The sequence below is a fragment of the Amycolatopsis sp. NPDC004368 genome (genome assembly GCF_053602515.1).
Window position 1 is genome coordinate 23,777 of record NZ_JBSGDT010000009.1, and the last position, 16,813, is coordinate 40,589.

Annotated in this window: 17 protein-coding genes and 2 pseudogenes; 16 read left to right on the forward strand and 3 right to left on the reverse strand. The window is 73.1% G+C overall.

The window, feature by feature from the left end; translation table 11 throughout:
- The first annotated feature begins 31 nt into the window (after positions 1–31).
- Positions 32–790 carry an FHA domain-containing protein gene (locus ACWEOE_RS15395; protein ID WP_452008895.1) on the forward strand — a complete coding sequence of 253 codons (759 nt, stop codon included), beginning with the start codon at positions 32–34 and terminating at the stop codon, positions 788–790.
- Between the two features lie 16 nt (positions 791–806).
- Here ACWEOE_RS15395 and ACWEOE_RS15400 read toward each other — a convergent pair whose 3' ends face one another.
- Positions 807–1,286, reverse strand: a complete 480-nt coding sequence (locus ACWEOE_RS15400; protein ID WP_452008898.1) for a MarR family winged helix-turn-helix transcriptional regulator — start codon at positions 1,284–1,286, stop codon at positions 807–809.
- Between the two features lie 107 nt (positions 1,287–1,393).
- On the opposite strand from ACWEOE_RS15400, the gene ACWEOE_RS15405 reads away from it, so the two are divergent.
- Positions 1,394–2,029 (forward strand): GTP cyclohydrolase II, encoded by a 636-nt coding sequence (locus tag ACWEOE_RS15405; RefSeq protein WP_452008900.1) that lies wholly within the window; start codon positions 1,394–1,396, stop codon positions 2,027–2,029.
- Positions 2,030–2,082: 53 nt separating this feature from the next.
- Here the strand turns inward: ACWEOE_RS15405 and ACWEOE_RS15410 are convergent, their stop codons facing one another.
- Positions 2,083–3,075: a LacI family DNA-binding transcriptional regulator gene (locus tag ACWEOE_RS15410; protein ID WP_452008903.1), complete on the reverse strand. Its 993-nt coding sequence runs from the start codon at positions 3,073–3,075 to the stop codon at positions 2,083–2,085.
- A gap of 166 nt (positions 3,076–3,241) precedes the next feature.
- Here ACWEOE_RS15410 and ACWEOE_RS15415 point away from each other — a divergent pair, with 166 nt between their 5' ends.
- The 5 genes from ACWEOE_RS15415 (at position 3,242) to ACWEOE_RS15435 (ending at position 8,443) form a co-directional block, all read left to right on the forward strand.
- Positions 3,242–4,024, forward strand: coding sequence for a sulfite exporter TauE/SafE family protein (locus ACWEOE_RS15415; protein WP_452008906.1), 783 nt, complete (start codon positions 3,242–3,244; stop codon positions 4,022–4,024).
- A gap of 85 nt (positions 4,025–4,109) precedes the next feature.
- Entirely contained in the window at positions 4,110–6,371 is a 2,262-nt protein-coding gene (locus ACWEOE_RS15420; protein WP_452008908.1) for a xanthine dehydrogenase family protein molybdopterin-binding subunit, read from the forward strand.
- Between the two features lies 1 nt (position 6,372).
- Positions 6,373–6,843 carry a (2Fe-2S)-binding protein gene (locus ACWEOE_RS15425; protein ID WP_452008910.1) on the forward strand — a complete coding sequence of 157 codons (471 nt, stop codon included), beginning with the start codon at positions 6,373–6,375 and terminating at the stop codon, positions 6,841–6,843.
- Positions 6,840–7,655, forward strand: coding sequence for an FAD binding domain-containing protein (locus ACWEOE_RS15430; protein ID WP_452008912.1), 816 nt, complete (start codon positions 6,840–6,842; stop codon positions 7,653–7,655). The genes ACWEOE_RS15425 and ACWEOE_RS15430 overlap by 4 nt, the downstream gene beginning before the upstream one ends.
- A gap of 86 nt (positions 7,656–7,741) precedes the next feature.
- The gene (locus ACWEOE_RS15435) at positions 7,742–8,443 is read left to right on the forward strand and encodes a flavin reductase family protein (RefSeq protein WP_452009443.1); all 702 of its coding nucleotides are present in this window, start codon (positions 7,742–7,744) and stop codon (positions 8,441–8,443) included.
- Positions 8,444–8,485: 42 nt separating this feature from the next.
- On the opposite strand, the gene ACWEOE_RS15440 is transcribed toward ACWEOE_RS15435, so the two are convergent.
- Positions 8,486–9,421 (reverse strand): hypothetical protein, encoded by a 936-nt coding sequence (locus tag ACWEOE_RS15440; protein ID WP_452008915.1) that lies wholly within the window; start codon positions 9,419–9,421, stop codon positions 8,486–8,488.
- Between the two features lie 199 nt (positions 9,422–9,620).
- On the opposite strand from ACWEOE_RS15440, the gene ACWEOE_RS15445 reads away from it, so the two are divergent.
- The 9 genes and pseudogenes from ACWEOE_RS15445 to ACWEOE_RS15485 form a co-directional block, all read left to right on the forward strand.
- A complete protein-coding gene (locus tag ACWEOE_RS15445) occupies positions 9,621–10,112 on the forward strand; it encodes a winged helix-turn-helix transcriptional regulator (protein WP_452008918.1) in 492 nt (163 codons plus the stop codon).
- 55 nt (positions 10,113–10,167) lie between these two features.
- Positions 10,168–10,470 (forward strand): annotated as a pseudogene (locus ACWEOE_RS15450) (MFS transporter); the annotation flags it as partial.
- 95 nt (positions 10,471–10,565) lie between these two features.
- A complete protein-coding gene (locus ACWEOE_RS15455; protein ID WP_452008921.1) occupies positions 10,566–11,300 on the forward strand; it encodes an MFS transporter in 735 nt (244 codons plus the stop codon).
- Between the two features lie 94 nt (positions 11,301–11,394).
- Positions 11,395–11,901 (forward strand): DinB family protein, encoded by a 507-nt coding sequence (locus ACWEOE_RS15460; protein WP_452008922.1) that lies wholly within the window; start codon positions 11,395–11,397, stop codon positions 11,899–11,901.
- 82 nt (positions 11,902–11,983) lie between these two features.
- Entirely contained in the window at positions 11,984–12,913 is a 930-nt protein-coding gene (locus ACWEOE_RS15465) for a 2-dehydropantoate 2-reductase (protein ID WP_452008924.1), read from the forward strand.
- A 280-nt stretch (positions 12,914–13,193) separates the two neighbouring features.
- Entirely contained in the window at positions 13,194–14,042 is an 849-nt protein-coding gene (locus ACWEOE_RS15470) for an ESX secretion-associated protein EspG (protein ID WP_452008926.1), read from the forward strand.
- A gap of 63 nt (positions 14,043–14,105) precedes the next feature.
- On the forward strand, positions 14,106–14,489 hold the full coding sequence (locus ACWEOE_RS15475; protein ID WP_452009445.1) for a hypothetical protein: 384 nt from the start codon (positions 14,106–14,108) through the stop codon (positions 14,487–14,489).
- A 10-nt stretch (positions 14,490–14,499) separates the two neighbouring features.
- The gene (locus ACWEOE_RS15480; RefSeq protein ID WP_452008928.1) at positions 14,500–16,491 is read left to right on the forward strand and encodes a hypothetical protein; all 1,992 of its coding nucleotides are present in this window, start codon (positions 14,500–14,502) and stop codon (positions 16,489–16,491) included.
- A 7-nt stretch (positions 16,492–16,498) separates the two neighbouring features.
- A pseudogene (locus ACWEOE_RS15485) lies at positions 16,499–16,789 on the forward strand (type VII secretion target); the annotation flags it as partial.
- Between the last annotated feature and the right edge of the window lie 24 nt (positions 16,790–16,813).

Here is a 16,813-nt window from a genome sequence, read left to right on the forward strand (position 1 = left end):
AGGCCCCGCGCGGGGAGGGGCGGGGGAAGCCGTGACGGGTGAGGGGATGCGGGCGCTGCCCGCCGGGCATCCGAGCCTGGCGCGGGGCTTCGCGTCGCCGCCCGGCACGCTGGTCGTGCTCGGGCTCGCCGGGGGAGTGCTGGTGCCGCCGACGGCACCCGGCCCGGTGACGTTCGGGCGCAACACCGCGGAGGTGTCCGTGCCGGTCGGGGAGGACGACCGGCGCGTGAGCCGCCGCCACGGTGTGCTGGAGCACCACCGCGACCGCTGGTGGGTGCGGGCGACGGGCAAGGTCCCGTTGCGGCTGCCCGAATCCCGGCTCCTGTTCACCGGTGCGGCGCCGGTACCCCTGCCGGGTGGTTACCTGCCGCTGTTCGTGCACGGCTCACGCGGGCGCGAGCACGTGCTGGAGGTGCACGTCGCCGACGGCCGGCCCGCGCCGCCGGCCCGGCCCCCCGCCGGACTGCTCGACGCGCGCGAACGGCTGGCGCTCGCCGTGGTCGGCCAGAGCTTCCTGCGCTGGGAGGCGCAGCCCCGGCCGGTGCCGCCGGAGCGGGCGGCGGTCCAGCTGGCCGCGCTCGACCCGGGCGGGGCCTGGACCCCACCCGGCGTGCGGGCCGCGCTCGACGGGGTGCGGGCGCGGTTCCGCCCGGCCGGTGATGACGAGCTGCTGCTCGGCCGCCTGCTCGCCGCCGCGGTGCTCGTGCCGCCGGACCTCGCGCTGCTGACCGGCGAACCGGCCCCGCGACCGGCGGTGTCCGACTGGACACAGAGGACAGTCGGGTCGTAGGGCGGCGTGCCGAGTGTCACACGGCGGTCCGGCGCGGCCGATCGGCGCCGAGCAACCGGGCCTCCAGGGTGTCGAGCGCGCTGCCGAAGGCGCCGAACTGCTCCGGCGTGAGCGCGTCGACGAGCAGCTCGCACACCACCGCCGCGTGCCCGGCAGCGGCCTCACGAAGCTGTGACCAGCCGAGATCGGTGAGGTACGCGGTCACCCCACGGTCGTCGGACTCGCACGAGCGGCGGCCGACGAGCCCCGTCTTCTCGAGCTGGCCGACCTGGTAGCTCAGGCCGCTCTTCGACGTGAGAGCGGCGCCGGCCAGCTCGGTCATCCGCAGGGCGCCGCCGGCGGCGGCGAGGCGCGCCAGAACTTCGTACTGTGGGTGCGAGAGCCCCGCGTCGTCGCGCAGCTGCTGTTCGACGCGGCGGTTGAGCTGCGAGCTCACCGCCAGGAAGGCCTGCCAGGTCTGCAGCTGGCGATCCGTGAGCCATCGGGGGTCGGCCATGCACCCATGGTAACGCAGGTTGTTCGAATTTGAACGGTGTTGTAGGGTCGATCAAGTCGTGGTTCGAATTTGAACCATCTGGGTCCACTGGGAGAACGGAGCAGCCGATGGCGAAGGTGGCGCAGGTGCGTACGCGGGTGCGGATCCCGCTGCGGCTGGGCGACGACCTCGCCGTCGACTCGGAGGCCGTGACGTTCCACGGGCTCGCCGACGGGCTGGAGCACCTCGCGTTCGTGCTCGGTGAGCCCGGTCCGGTGCCGCTCGTGCGGATGCACTCCGAGTGCCTGACCGGTGACGTCTTCGGCTCGGCCCGGTGCGACTGCGGCCCGCAGCTGCGCGAGTCGATCGCCCGCATCTCCGAGACCGGGGGATACCTGCTCTACCTGCGCCAGGAAGGCCGGGGCATCGGCCTGTACAACAAGCTCGACGCCTACGCCCTGCAGGACGGCGGCCTCGACACCTACGAGGCGAACGCCGCGCTCGGTCTGCCCGAGGACGCCCGCGACTACACCGCGGCCGCGCAGATGCTCACCGCACTCGGCGTGCGCCGCCTCGACCTGCTGTCGAACAACCCCGACAAGGCCGCGCAGCTGACCGCCCACGGGCTCGAAGTACGAGAGCGCGTGCGCACGGGGGTGTTCGCGACGGAGACCAACGTGCGGTACCTGCGGGCGAAGGTCGAGCACACCGGCCACAACCTCGCGCTGCCCGCCGGCCTCGGCCACGCGGGCATCGCGAGCTGAAGCGTCCACATCGGACCCTGCCGGACCTGCCTCGGATCCATGCCGGGCCGGGCTCAGGGCGCCGACGCGCGCACCACGAGCTCGGTCGGCAGCACGATCGGCCCCGGCCCCGCGGTCTCCCCGGGGTCGCCGGTGAGCCTGGTCAGCAGCTGACGGGCCGCCGTGGCGCCCAGTGCCCGCAGGGGCCGGCGCACGGTCGTGAGCGGCGGCTGCGTGAACGCGGCGAGCGGCAGATCGCCGAACCCCGCCACGAGCACGTCGTCGGGCACGGTCCGGCCGGCCTCGCGCAGTCCGGTGAGGACACCGGCGGCCACCACGTCGTCACCGGCGAACACCGCGTCGAACCCGACTCCCGTCGCGACGAGCCGGCGCACGGCCGAACGGCCGCTGCCGGCGGTGAACGCCGCCTCGGTCACGGCGTGCCCGGGGAGCGGGACGCCGGCTTCGCCGAGCACGGACCGGAACCCCGCCAGCCGGGTCGCGGCGCGACCCCCGGGGCCGGTCACCACGGCGACGCGGCGGCGCCCGCGGGCCAGGAAGTGCCGCGCGACGGCGGCGGCCCCGGCGGCTTCGTCGCCGGTCACGGTCGGGAACGCGGACCCGGGGCCGTCGACCACCAGCACCGGCAGGTCCGAGTCGCGCAGCGCGTCGTTGTCCGTGACGACCGAGGGCGGGTCGAGCAGCAGCAGCCCATCGAAGGCGTGCGCCCGCACTTGGTGCGTGAAGCGCGTGAGCGAGTCGGCACCTTGCGTGAGCGTGCTCAACAGCAGGCCGTGGTCCCGCGCCTCGACGACGTCGGCCACACCCTGCACCACCTCGCCGACCCCCTGCGGTGACAGCGCGGGCACCAGCACCCCGACCAGCCGGGTGCGGCCCTTCGCCAAGCCGACGGCGCCGGCGCTGGGGATGTAACCGGTGGCGGCGATGACCTCCCGCACGCGCACCGCCGTCGCGGCGTCCACGTCGGACTTGTTGTTGAGCACCCGGGACACGGTCGTCTTGCTCACCCGCGCTCGGCGGGCGACCTCGGCGATCGTGACGCGCATCGGTCCTCCAACGGAATCCGAGCACCGGGCTGGCTGCCTCTGTCCTCAACGTACTCGCCTGTCCGACGGTCGCCGGGCGTCCGTTCGGCGGTGTCCGTTCCGCCGGAAGTGACATGTATAACAACCTATACGGCCACTCTGGAACGCCGCGGCGGCCCGTGTTCTGATGGCGGGCGTGATGATCGACGCGGGCGAGCTCGCCCTCCTGGTGCTCGCCGGGGTGGGTGCGGGCCTCGTCGGCGCCACCGCGGGACTGGCCTCGCTCGTGTCGTATCCCGCCCTGCTCGCCGCCGGGATGCCTCCCGTCGTCGCGAACATGACCAACACCGTCGCGATGCTGGGCACCACCGCCGGGGCGGCCGCCGGCGCGCGCCCCGAGCTGAAGGGGCAGTGGCGCCGCTTGCTGCCGTTGTGCCTCATCACCACGGCGGGCGGCGGCTGCGGCGGCCTGGTGCTGCTGCTGACCCCGCCCGGCGCGTTCACGGTCGTGGTGCCGTGGCTGATCGCCGGTGCGTCGCTGCTCCTGCTGGCGGGCCCGCGGTTGCGCCGGCCGGCCGACCCCGGTGAAAATCGCGAGCACCGCGGCATCGGCCCGGTCACCGGGGCGGCCGCGTTCGGCGTCGGCGTGTACGGCGGCTACTTCGGCGCCGCGGCCGGGGTGCTGATGCTCGCGCTGCTCACCACCGTGTGGACGCAGCCGCTGGCCCGCACCAACGCCGCGAAGAACATCGCCACGGGCACGGCGAACCTGATCGCCGCCGGCGTGTTCGCGTTCACGGGCCGAGTTTTGTGGCCCGCGGCGCTCGCGGTGTGCGCCGGCTCGGTGGCCGGTTCCTGGCTCGGTTCGGTTCTGGTGCGGTACTTACCCGCCACACCGCTGCGGATCGTGATCGCGCTCGGCGGGCTGGTCCTCGCCGTGGTGCTCGCCCGCGAGGCCTTCGCCGGCTGATCGCCGCGCAACCGTTGCGGGGCAGGGTGACGTGGCGGCGCTCGAAAGGGCATGATCGGCGGGGTAATCCCGAGCAGGAGGCCAGATGAGCATTGTCGGCACCCGAGTGGTGCGCGTAGAGGACGAGAAGCTGATCACCTCGGGCGGAACGTACGTCGACGACTTGCGGGAGGCCGCGCTGACCGGTGCGGTCCACGCGGTCTTCGTGCGCAGCCCGATCGCCCACGCGCGCATCTCCGGCATCGACACGGAAGAGGCGAAGCAGGCCCCGGGAGTCGTCGGCGTGTTCACAGCGGCAGACCTCGACCTCGCGCCCCAGCAAGCCGGTCCCGTGACCGAACCGTTCCTCGCCACCGACGTCGTGCGCTACGTCGGTGAGCCCGTCGCGCTGGTGCTCACCGAGGAGCGCTACCAGCTGGCCGACGCGGCCGAGCTCGTCGACGTCGACTACGACCCGCTCGACGCCGTCGCGAGCATCGACGCCGCGCTGGCCGGGGAGACCGAGCTGTTCCCCGGTGGCGCCACCGGCAACGTCATGCAGGTGAACGGCGCCGAGGAGTTCGACAACGCGGTGTTCGACGAATGCGACGTCGTCGTCTCGCAGACGATCCTCAACCCGCGCGTGGCCCCGGCCTCGCTCGAGGTGCGTGGCGGATCGGCGGCGTGGGGCGAGGACGGGCGGCTCACGTTGTGGCTGTCCACTCAGAACGCCCAGATCGCCCGGAGCACCGTGGCGGCAGCGCTGGAGCTGGACGAGGAGCGGGTGCGCGTGATCGCCCCGGACGTCGGCGGCGGCTTCGGCGCGAAGATCGGCGCCGACCCCGAGGCGAGCCTGCTCGGCTGGGCCGCGCGCGCCGTCGGGCGGCCGGTGCGCTGGACCGAGTCGCGCAGCGAGAACCTCACGTCGATGACCCACGGCCGGGCACAGCAGAACACCGTGACCATCGGCGGGAAGCGCGACGGCACCGTGCTCGCGTACCGGATCGACGTCGTGCAGGACAGCGGCGCCTACCCGCGCGCGATGTTCCTGCCCACACTGACGGAGATGATGGCGCCGGGCGTCTACCGGTTCCCCGTCGTGCAGACCCGCAGCCGCTGCGTGGTCACCAACACCACGCCCATCGCCGCCTACCGCGGCGCCGGCCGGCCCGAGGCGACGGCCGCGGTCGAACGCGCGATGGACCTGTTCGCCGCCGAGATCGGCCTGGACCCCGCCGAGGTGCGGCGGGTCAACTTCATCCGCCCGGAGGAGTTCCCGTACACCACGCCGACCGGTGGGGACTACGACACGGGCGAGTACGCGGCGGCCCTGGACAAGGTGCTCGAAGCCGCGGGGTACGCCGAACTGCGCGCCGAGCAGGAAACCCGCCGCGCGGCGGGCGACCCGGTGGCGCTCGGGCTGGGCCTCGCGGCCTACGTCGAGATCACCGGTGGCGACGCCAACGGGGAGAGCGGCCGCGTCGTCGTGCACGCCGACGGGACCGTCACCGCCTACACCGGCAGCTCGCCGCACGGGCAGGGGCTGGCGACGTCGCTGGCGATGCTGCTGTCCGACCAGCTGGGCGTGCCGCTGGAGAAGATCACCGTGAAGCACGGCGACACCGACGAGGTGCCGCGCGCTGTCGGCACGTTCGGTTCGCGGTCGCTGCAGCTCGGCGGTTCGGCGATCCGGCAGGCGGCCGACGAGGTGCTCACGCAGGCCCGCGAGCTGGCCGCCGACCTGCTGGAGGCGGCGCCCGAGGACCTGGAGCTCGACACCGAACGCGGGGTCTGGCAGGTGCGCGGCGCGCCGTCGAGCACGCCGCTCGACTGGGCGCGGATCGTGGCGGCGTCCGACGCGGACGCGTTGTCGGCCGACGTGTGGTTCGGCGACGGCAAGCCGACCTTCCCGTTCGGCGCGCACCTCGCCGTGGTCGAGGTCGACACGGAGACCGGCAAGGTCGAGGTGCGGCGGCTCGTCGCGGTCGACGACGCCGGGCCGGTGGTCAACCCGCTGACCTTCCGCGGCCAGCGCCACGGCGGGCTCGGCCAGGGCATCGCGCAGGCGCTGCTGGAAGTCGTGAACTACGACGACGACGGCAACCCGACCACGGCCACGCTCGCGGACTACTCGTTCGTGACCGCGACCGAGCTGCCCGACTTCGAGCTCGTGGACATGGCCACGCCGACGACCCGGAACCTGCTGGGCGTCAAGGGAATCGGCGAGGCGGCGACGATCGGCTCGACCCCGGCGGTGCACAACGCGGTGGTCGACGCGCTCGCCCACCTCGGCGTGCACCACCTGGACATGCCGACCACCCCGATGCGGGTCTGGGCGGCCCTGAACGACGTGAGGAAGGCGAACTGACGTGCGGGTCTCCATCGAGGTCAACGGCCGGACCGCGGCCGGGGAGGTGCCGGACCGGACACTGCTCGTGCACTACCTGCGCGACACCGTCGGCCTCACAGGCACGAACATCGGCTGCGACACCACATCGTGCGGTGCCTGCACGGTGCTGCTCGACGGCGAGTCGGTGAAGTCGTGCACGGTGCTGGCGGCGCAGGCCGACGGCCACGAAGTGACCACAGTGGAGGGTCTGGCCGGCGACGGCGGCGAGCTGCACCCCGTGCAGCGCGCGTTCCGCGAGCAACACGGCCTGCAGTGCGGGTTCTGCACGCCGGGCATGATGATGGCGTCGGTGTCGCTGCTCAAGGAGAACCCGAAGCCGTCGCGGCGCGAGGTGCGCGAGGCGCTCGAAGGGAACCTGTGCCGCTGCACGGGTTACCACAACATCGTGAGCGCCGTGGTCGAGGCCTCCGGGCAGGAGGTGGACCGGTGATCCCCGCCGAGTTCTCCTACCGCCGGGCGTCCACTGTGGACGAGGCGCTGGCGCTGCTGGCCGAGCACGGCGACGACGCGAAGCTGCTCGCGGGCGGGCATTCGCTGCTGCCGCTGATGAAACTGCGGTTCGCGGCACCCGCGGTCGTGGTGGACATCGCGCCGATCGACGAGCTGAAGTTCGTGCGCGTCGAAGGCGGCGAGGTGGTGATCGGCGCGCTGTCGCGCTACCACGACCTGCACACCGATCCGGTGCTGGCCGAGCACTCGCCCCTCGTCGCCCACGCCTCCGGTGCCGTCGGCGACCCGCAGGTGCGCCACCGCGGCACGCTCGGTGGTTCGCTCGTGCACGCGGACTCGGCGGCCGACCTGCCCGCGGTGATCCTCGCGTCCGACGGCGTGCTCGTGGCGCGCGGCCCCGCGGGGGAGCGGCGCATCCCCGCCGCGGAGTTCTTCCTGGGCCCGTTCACCACACCGCTGGAGCCGGACGAGCTGCTCACCGAGATCCGCCTGCCCAGCCAGGCCGGTCTCGGCTGGGGCTTCGAGAAGTTCACGCGCCGAGCCATCGACTGGGCGATCGTGGGTGTCGCGGTGGTCGGCAGGTCCGTGGGGCTGATCAACCTCGGCGGCACGCCGCTGCGGGCGGCGGCCACGGAGAAGGCCCTGGCGGACGGCGCGTCGGCCGCCGAGGCCGCGGCGCTCGCCGCCGAGGACACCTCGCCGCCCGACGAGCCCCACGCGTCGGCGGAGTACCGGCGGCACCTGGCGCGGGTGCTGACCAAGCGCGCACTGCTGTCGGCGGGCATCGCCTGACCCTCGGCCGACGGGGAACGGACGCCGTGATCGCGACGTCCGTTTCCCGCCAGCCGAGCGCCGTCCCGGTGCGCAGACTGGGGTACGTGACCACGACTTTTCCCTTGCACACGGCCATCGAGCCCGGAATCCTGTACTTCGGCACCCCGGTGGTGCTGATCTCCACCACCAATGAGGACGGTTCGGCGAACCTCGCCCCGATGTCCTCGGCGTTCTGGCTCGGCTGGCGCGCCATGCTCGGTCTCAGCGCACGGTCCAAGACGGCCGGGAACGTGCTGCGCACGCGGGAGTGCGTGCTGAACCTGCCCTCGGCCGCGCTCGCCGGCGCCGTCGACCGGCTGGCGCTCACCACGGGTTCCGACCCGGTGCCGCCGCGCAAGGAACAGCGTGGCTACTTCCACGTCGCCGACAAGTTCGGCCGCGCGGGCCTCACCCCGGTCGCGTCCGAGACGGTCGCGCCCCCGCGCGTCGCCGAATGCTCGGTCGCGATGGAGGCCGTGCTCGAGGCCACCCACCCGTTCGCCGACGAAGACGAGGCCCAGCGCGGCGGCGTCCTCGGCCTGGAAGTGCGCGTGCAGCGCGTGTTCGTGCACGACGACATCCGCCTGCCCGGTACCGAGGACCACGTGGACCCCGACGCGTGGCGCCCGCTGATCATGAGCTTCCAGAAGCTCTACGGCCTCGGGCCGCAGGTGCACGAGTCCACGCTGGCGTCGATCCCCGAGCGGCTCTACCGAGGTCCGGACATCGAGCGTGCCCGCGGTGTGACCGCGGTGGCGGGGTCCTGACGATCCGTCCGGAATGGAGGGGCGGCTGCGTGGCCGGCCCGCTCAGTCGGCCGTCCACGCAGCGAGTGCCGGCGCCAGCGCCTTGATCCCCGCCGTCACCGCGGCGCGGCCGTTCGCCGACGACGTGCCGGCCGGCTGCTGCGTCATCAGCACCACGACGTAACGCGAGTCGACGATGCCGGTGGTGTTGAGCACGAGGGCCGAGCGCAGGATCATCCAGCCCTGCTTGATCTCCCACGTCGCGCCGGGCATCCCGTCGGGGATGCCGAAGTACTGCGGGTAACCGTCGTCGGCGGGCTGGCGCGCGGCGGCCATCGCGTCGAGCAGGGGCTGCGCCGTGGCGTCGGGGACGGTGTCGGTGAGGTAGCGGTAGGTGGTGACGACGTCGTCGGGGCTCATCTTCGTCATGCCCCACTGGCCGGGGTCGGTCGGCTCGAGCGTGTGCGAAAGCCCGATGAGGTCGGCCATCCGCCCGATGATCGCCGTTCCGCCGTCGGCTTCCCACAGCTTCGAGGCGATGGCGTCGTCGCTGCCGGCGATCATGTCGGTGAGGCCGCCGGCGGCGCTGCCCTCGGGCACCTGCCAGGTGCCGCCGTCGTACAGCGAGTCGAGCGCGATCAGCAGCTTCACCACGGAAGCCGTGTAGTACGGGGTTTCCGAGTCGGCCAGCGCGAGGGTCTTGCCCGATTTCGTGTCGTACACGGCGAGCCCGACCTGCGTGCCCTTCGACGCGGCGGTGACCGCGTCGATCACGTCGTCGGCCACGCCCACGGGGTCGGGCAGCGGCGTCGCCGGGGTCGTGGAGGTGGGTGTCGTCGGTGCCGTGCTCGGGGGCGGGCTGGTGAGCGGTGGCGGCAGGGGTTGTGCCGCCGACACCGGAGTCACGTGCCGGGTGCTCGCCGTGACCACGACCGCCGTCGTGAGGACCGTCGCGGTGATCCCCGCGGCGACGAGGGTCCATCTCAGCCGGGTTGCCATACCGGGACAACGCCCGGGAACCCCGGTGTTGCAGCGGTTTACACCTGTCTGTTTCCTGTGCGTTGCTGTGTGGTCGCTGTGTTCGGCCGAACGGCCCAGCGGGGCACTACCGCGTGCTACCGTCGATGACGGCTTGCACCGCGCAAGGCAGCGAGGGCCGCTCCTTGGCCGACGGTGGTGCGTGCGGAGAGGAGCGATCATGGCCCGACGCATCCAGTGGGCCGGGCAGGCGTGCCCGATCGCGCGGGCGGTCGACGTGCTCGGCGAACCGTGGACGTTGCTGATCCTGCGCAACGCCACCACCGGCACCACGCGCTTCGACGAGTTCCGCGACGAACTCGGCATCGCCGACAACGTCCTGACCACTCGCCTGGCCAAGCTCACCGAAGCCGGTCTGCTCACCCGCGTGCCCTACCGCGACGGCGGCCGGACCCGACACGAGTACCGGCTGACGAAGGCGGGCGCCGACGCGTTGCCGGTGCTGCTGTCGCTCGCGGCGTGGGGTGACGAGCACACCCGGGCCGACCCGCCGGCCGAGCCGATGCTGATCGTCCACAGCGCCTGCGGCGCGCGCACGCGACCCCGCACGGTGTGCGACGAGTGCGGCGAGCCGCTGCGCCGCGAGGACATGCTCTGGTACCGGCCGTGGCGCTCGCCCGAACCCCTGGAGCTGGCCGAACCGGTGAGCTGAGCCCTCGCGGGAGAGCTGACTTGTGCGGAGCAAGTCAACATTCCGCGGTGCGGGCATGTCTTCACCGCGCCGCGCGCCGGTTTCCGTGTCCGCTTCGCGCGGGGCATTCGTCGCCGGCGCGGCGACGCTCGCCGCGCTCTACGTGGGCAACAACGTGCCGAGCGCGCTGTATGCTCTGCTGCGCACCACTTTCGGCTTCTCGGCGCTGGTCCAGACGCTGCTGTACGCGGTCGCCGTCGCGGTGATCGTGCCGGGGCGCCTGGTGGCCGGGCCGCTGTCGGACACCATCGGGCGCCGGCCGTTGATGCTCTTCGCGCTCGCCGCATTCCTGCTCGGCGACGTCGTCTTCGCGCTCGCCACCGGCACCGGCTGGCTCTTCGTCGCGCGGATCCTGCAGGGGCTCGGCATGGGCGCCGGCGCAGGCGATGCTCAACGACAGCGCGGGCCGCCGGGATGCTCGCGCAGTACGGCCCGCTGCCTCGCCACCTGTCGTTCGTGGTCCACGCGGTGGCCGTCGCCGCGGTGGCGCTGCTCGTGCTGCGCACCCCGCGGCCGGTGCGCACGGGGGACAAGCGGCTGCGCCGGCCGCGGCTCGGCGTGCCGCCGGTGGTGCGGCGGACGTTCGTCATCGCCGGCGCGTCGTCGTTGCTGGCGTGGGCGGTGCTCGGGATGTTCTCCGCCGTGGTGCCCTCGCTCGTGTCGCGGATGCTGGGCTCGGCCGATCTCGCGGTGGCCGCGGCCTCGCTCACGCTCATGATCGCCACGTCAGGGTTCGTGCAGTTCGGCGCCGGCCGGCTCGCGCCCACGGCCGCGCAGGCCGGCGGGCTCCTGGTCCTCGCCGTCGGGCTGGTCCTGCTCGTGGTCGCGAACGAGGCCGGCGTCGCGTGGCTCGTGGTGCCGGCGATGCTCGGCACGGGGGCCGGTCACGGGCTCGTGTTCACCGGCGCGCTGGCCGAGCTCACGACGGTGACGCCGCCGGCCGAGCGCGGCGCCGTGATCGGCAGCTACTGCGTGGTCAGCTACGTCGGGCTCGCGGGCCCGGTGATCTGCGTCGGCCTGCTCTCGCTCGCCCAGGGCCTGTCCGCGGCCACCGTGCTGGTCGCCGCCGTGGTCGGCGTGTGCTGCGTGGTGCTGGCACCGGTGGTGTTCCTCGAGTTCCGCCGGCGCACGACCGCGGAGCAGCTCTAGCCGCGCCGGTAGCCTGAGCGCCACCGAGTGCGGGGACGCGCCGGTGCTGGGGCCCTGGGGGGCGAGGAAAAGCTGTGGGGACGAAGGAGAAGCTGTGGGGACGGAACGGATCGGGCCGCCGGCGGTCGCGGGGGAGCGGGAGATGCTGCGCTCCTTCCTGGACTTCCACCGCGCGACGCTCGCGATGAAGTGCGACGGGCTCACCGACGAGCAGCTGCGCCGGCAGTCGATGCCGCCGTCGACGCTGTCGCTGCTCGGGCTCGTGCGCCACCTGGCCGAGGTCGAGCGGGCCTGGTTCCGCCGGGTGATCAACGCCGAGGACGTGCCGCTCGTGTGGTCGGCCGACGGCGACTACCAGGCCGCCTACGACGCGACCGAGGGCACGCGCGCCGAGGCGTTCGCGGCGTGGGAGGCCGAGGTGGAGCACTCCCGCCGGATCGAGGCGGCGGCCGAGTCGCTCGACGTCGTCGGCCACAGCGCGCGCTGGGGCGAGGAGGTGTCGCTGCGGATGGTGATGCTGCACCTGATCCACGAGTACGCCCGGCACAACGGCCACGCCGACTTCCTGCGCGAAGGGGTCGACGGCGTTGTCGGGGTCTGAGCCGGCCGGCCGGGGAATTTCCGGTGTGAGCGCGCCGACTCCTGACTTGTCGCGGGAAAGCCAGAGGCCTAGCGTCGCGGTGGTGACGAGCACGAAGCGAATCCTGGTGGTGGGCGCCGGCGCGACCGGCGGGTTCTTCGGCGGACGGCTGCACCAGGCCGGCCGCGACGTGACCTTCCTGGTGCGCCCCGGGCGCGCGGCGGCGCTGATGGAACGCGGCCTGCGGATCACCGGGCTCGGCGAGGAGACCGTGCTCACGCCGAAGCTCGTGACCGCCGCCGAGCTCACCGGGCCCTACGACCTCGTGCTGTTCACGGTGAAGGCCGCGGGGCTCGAGCAGGCGATCGAGGACGTCGCGCCGGCGGTCGGGCCGCGCACCCTCGTGCTGCCGGTGCTCAACGGGATGCGCCACATCGACGCCCTGGTGACGCGCTTCGGCAAGGAGCGGGTGCTCGGCGGCGTGGCGATCGTGATGACCACTGTGGACGGTGCGGGCGACATCCGCCGGCTCGTCGACCTCCAGTCGCTGACCTACGGCGCGCGGACCGAACCGGCGCTGGCCGAGCTCGCCGAGGTCCACGAACTGCTTTCCGGGGCGGGCTTCGACACGGCGTTGTCGGCGGACATCTCGACGGCGATGTGGGCGAAATGGGTCTACATCGCGTCGATCGGCGCGGTGACCTCGCTCATGCGCGGCACCGTCGGCGACGTCGCCGGCGAGCCCGGCGGGATCGCCTTCGCCGAGGCCGTGGTCGCCGAGTGCGCGGCCGTCGCCGCCGCGGCCGGGTACCCCGTCGAGCCCGCCTCCCTCGAGCAGACGCGCGCCACGGTGACCGAGGTCGGTTCGCCGCGTGGCCCGTCGCTCTTCCGCGATCTCATGGCCGGGCTGCCCGTGGAAGGCGAGCAGATCTTCGGTGACCTGGTCGACCGGGCGCACTCGCTCGGCGTGTCCGTGCCGCTGCTGGAACTGGTCCGGCTCAACCTCCGCGTGTACCAGTCACGGCTCGGCTGAGTCCCCGTTCGCGCCGCCGCGGGCGAAGATCGAAAAGATTTTCCGACCGGCGTTGAACCGAATCGGTCCCGCGCCCCGTGATGGGTGCGGAAGGGCGCGAAGGACGTGCCCGGGTTGACACGGATGGATGGTCTTTCGGGCACCGGTTCGAGTGGTGATTTGCCGCCACGCCAGGGCTGCTACGCTCCGAACAGTGACATCTGAGCCATTTTCGGCGCAGGTGTCGCCGACCGCGGCTCCGGCCGTGCACGACCCGCCGTGGGGAAGGAAGCTCTCGGGTATGGCGGACAGGTTCGAGTTCGTTCTCGACGTCTTCGAAGCTCTTGTGGTCAGCCAGGCAACCGGCGGTGACATCCGCCAGTACCCGTTGCGGATCGGCACGGTGCCCTCGGATCCGATCCGGTTCGTGCGGGTGGCGACGCAGGTGTACCGGGCGATGGAGGAGAAGCGGCTCTCCACCCACGGTGAGCTCAGCCCCCGCGTGCGGACAGCGTTCGGGTTGCTGACCCGGCCGCGGGTCTCCGTGGCGGTGGCCGGGGTCGACGGCGTCGGCGCCGACATCGCGGTGCTCGCGCTCAGCGACGGCCGGCAGGCGCTCGGGATCACGCAGAACCCGCGCACCGACGAGCTGTTGTTCTCCCTCTTCGCCGACGAGGACCTCGTGGACGTCGTCACCGGTGTGCTGCCCCCGGCGCGCCCCGCGACGACCGGCACCCACGAGGTGAACCGCCGGGCGACGCGGGCCGTGTCCGCGATGACCGCGCGGCGCATCGCCGAGGCGGCCGAGGACGAGGAAGAGACCGACGCGTTCGGGATGATCGAGGTCCGCGGCACCGTGCGGCCCAGCCGCAGCGACCCCCGCGTGACGCCGACGCCCGGCAGCACCGAGGTGCTCGAGCGCGTGATGGCCGCGCCGCGCCTCGGCGGCGGCCACCTCACCGTCACCGGCTGGGGCCGGCACGGGGAGCTGCGCGCGGCCGACCCGCTGAGCTGGCTCGACACCGCGGACGGCCGCTACCTGGTCCACACCACCACCGGCGAGGCCGGTGACCTGAGCGCGAAGTACGTCCCCGCCGGGCGGTCCGAGGTGGCCCGCGCCGTGCAGAACAGCATCGCCGCCGTCTACTGACGCGCGCGCCAAGAGGAGGGAGATCCGGTGGCCGACGACACGACCCCGGCGCAGGTGGGTGCCATGCGCGAGCTGACACCGAGGTTGTCCGGGACCGAGCTGAAGCGGATGGCCGAGACCGGCGGGTTCGCGGTGGACGAGACCACGGGCAACCAGCTGATCGAAGCGCTCGAAGGTGTGATCGACACCCTTCAGACCCGGTGGGACGCTTTGCAGAAGCTCGGTGTGGCCCCGGAGATGTCCGCCACGGCGACCGGTCGCTGGGTGTCGAACCACATGGTCAACACCGCCACCGACGCGCAGGGGCTGCTCACGCAGCTGCAGGCCGCCCGCGACGAGTTCCCGACGTACGTCGAGGCGATCAAGCTGGCGAAGCAGAACTACGACAACACCGAGCAGGGCTCGCGCGACACGCTCAACCGCATTCCCGTCGACGAACTGACCTGAGGAGGATCCCGTGAAGACAACCGACCCGTCCACGACCGCGGCCTCCGACCCGTCGTCACCGGACTACAACCCGCACAGCCCCTACTACGACGCGACGGCGGACTCGTCGTCGAAGTACTACGTCGGCCCGGTCAAACCGGACGACGTGGCTTCCGGTGACCAGATCCGCGCGGAGGCGACCAAGGAGATCGACGACGAGATCGCCAAGGGCTGGCTCGGCCCGGTCGTCGACCCGAAGACGCGCAACGACAAGATCCAGGAGCTCTACGAGCAGCGGCTCGTGGAGGCGAAGACCGGCCTCAACGACGGGATCCAGACGCGGCAGAACGAGGGCGGCGCCCCGTACACCGACTGGTCGCAGGCCACGCACGAGCAGATGATGCAGGCCATCACCCAGCAGGCGAACTCGGGCACCGTGGCCGAGTCGTCGGAGGAGTGGGTGCGCGTCGGCAACGACCTGGCCACGCACCAGCAGAACCTCGCCGACGCGATCACCGCGAGCACGAGCAACTGGCAGGGCGCGGGTGGCGACGCGGTGCGTGAGCACCTCGCGAACGTCGGCAAGTGGCTCGGCACCACCGCCCAGGGCGCGACCCTGGCCGGGCGGCAGCAGGAGATCCACTCGCAGGCGCTCAACGAGACGCAGATCGCGATGAACGCCAACCCGCCGGTGCAGTTCGACGTGCAGCAGGCCAACGCGCAGCTGCAGCAGACGAAGGACCCTGCCGAGTACGCCGCGCAGGCGGCCAAGGCCATGGCGACCTTCACCGAACAGCAGGCCGCGCGCCAGCAGGCGGCGCAGCTGATGACGCAGTTCGACCAGACGATCGGCTCGGCCGTCGTCACGGCGTCGTTCGTCGCGCCGCCGAAGCTGCCGGGCTCGACCGCCGCGAACGGCGGCGGCGCGGGCGGTGCCGGCGGGGGAGCCGGCGGTGCCGGTGGCCCGGGGCTGCCCGTCGGCCCGGACGGGCAGCCGATCGGTCCCGACGGCCGGCCCATCGGCCCGGACGGCCTGCCGATCGGCGGCGCCGGTGGCGGTGCCGCGGGCGGTGGGGCCGCGGGTGGTGGTGCGGCCGGCGGTGGCGGCACGTTCAACCCGCCGCCGTTCGACCCGGGCACGCGCGTGACGACGGGCGGTGCCGGTGGTGGCGCCGGGGGTGGCGCGGCCGGTGGCGGTGGTGGCACGTTCAACCCGCCGCCGTTGGATCCGGGCACGGGTGTCACCGGCGGCAGCGTGGGTGGTGGCGCCGGCGGTGGCGGCGGCTTCAACCCGCCCCCGTTCGACCCGGGCACCGGCATCACCGGTGGCGGCGTCGGCGGTGGTGACGAGACCACGAAGACCTCGGGCACGTTCAACCCGCCGCCGTTGGATCCGGGCACGGGTGTCACCGGCGGCAGCGTGGGTGGTGGCGCCGGTGGTGGCGGCGGCTTCAACCCGCCGCCGCTCAACCCGGGCACTGGTGTCGGCGGTGGCGGCCTGGGCGGTGGCTCGGGCGTCGGCGGCGGCGGGTTCACGCCGCCTCCGCTCAACCCGGGCACGGGTGTCACGGGCGGTTCCCTCGGCGGCGGTTCGGGCATCGGCCGCGCCGGCGGGATCAACGGGGACAGCATCGCCAGCCGTCTCGGCGGTGGTGGCGCCGGCGGGGCCGGCGGCATCAAGGGCGGCGGGATCGGCGGCATCGGCGGTGGCGCCGGCATCAAGGGCGCGGGCCTCGGTGGCGCTGGTGGCGCCTCCGGCGCAGGTGCCGGTTCCGGTGCCGCGCCGACCGAGGAAGAGCTGGCCGCGCGCGGCGGCGCCGGAGCCCAGGCGGGCGCCAGGGGCGCGGCCGGACAGCCCGGCATGGGCGGCATGGGTGCCGCCGGCAAGGGCGGCAAGGGCCCGGAGGACAAGGAACACAAGATCGCCGACTACGTGGAGTCGGACGACCCGAGCTTCTTCGCTCCCGACGAGGTCGTCGCGCCCCCGGTGATCGGTGACTGGAAGAACAAGGACTGGAAGTGAGGCGGGGATGACCAGCGGAGGTTTCGATGTCGAACCCGACGAGCTGACAGCGCACGCGAGCCACCTCGACGGACTCGTGGACCGGCTGAACAACGCCGTGCAGGCGGCGGACTACGCGTTGAGCGACGAGGCCTACGGGCTGCTCTGTGCGTTCCTCCCGCCGATCGTGAACCCGACGGGGCAGCAGGCCAAGGACGCGGTGAGCGCCGCGGCCGAGGGCATGCAGACCACGGCGGACAACGTCCGCACCACGGCGCAGGCCTATGTGGACGGTGACAAGGAAGAGGCGCAGCCCTTCCTGAACCAGCTGGCCAACAGCGAC

Coding starts and splice junctions, on each gene's coding strand:
- ACWEOE_RS15400 (WP_452008898.1), bottom strand. CDS start 1,286: ATGGCCGACCCCCGATGGCTCACGGATCGCCAGCTGCAGACCTGGCAG.
- ACWEOE_RS15420 (WP_452008908.1), top strand. CDS start 4,110: ATGAGCATTGTCGGCACCCGAGTGGTGCGCGTAGAGGACGAGAAGCTG.
- ACWEOE_RS15415 (WP_452008906.1), top strand. CDS start 3,242: ATGGCGGGCGTGATGATCGACGCGGGCGAGCTCGCCCTCCTGGTGCTC.
- ACWEOE_RS15475 (WP_452009445.1), top strand. CDS start 14,106: ATGCGCGAGCTGACACCGAGGTTGTCCGGGACCGAGCTGAAGCGGATG.
- ACWEOE_RS15445 (WP_452008918.1), top strand. CDS start 9,621: ATGGCCCGACGCATCCAGTGGGCCGGGCAGGCGTGCCCGATCGCGCGG.
- ACWEOE_RS15455 (WP_452008921.1), top strand. CDS start 10,566: ATGCTCGCGCAGTACGGCCCGCTGCCTCGCCACCTGTCGTTCGTGGTC.
- ACWEOE_RS15440 (WP_452008915.1), bottom strand. CDS start 9,421: ATGGCAACCCGGCTGAGATGGACCCTCGTCGCCGCGGGGATCACCGCG.
- ACWEOE_RS15410 (WP_452008903.1), bottom strand. CDS start 3,075: ATGCGCGTCACGATCGCCGAGGTCGCCCGCCGAGCGCGGGTGAGCAAG.
- ACWEOE_RS15405 (WP_452008900.1), top strand. CDS start 1,394: ATGGCGAAGGTGGCGCAGGTGCGTACGCGGGTGCGGATCCCGCTGCGG.
- ACWEOE_RS15470 (WP_452008926.1), top strand. CDS start 13,194: ATGGCGGACAGGTTCGAGTTCGTTCTCGACGTCTTCGAAGCTCTTGTG.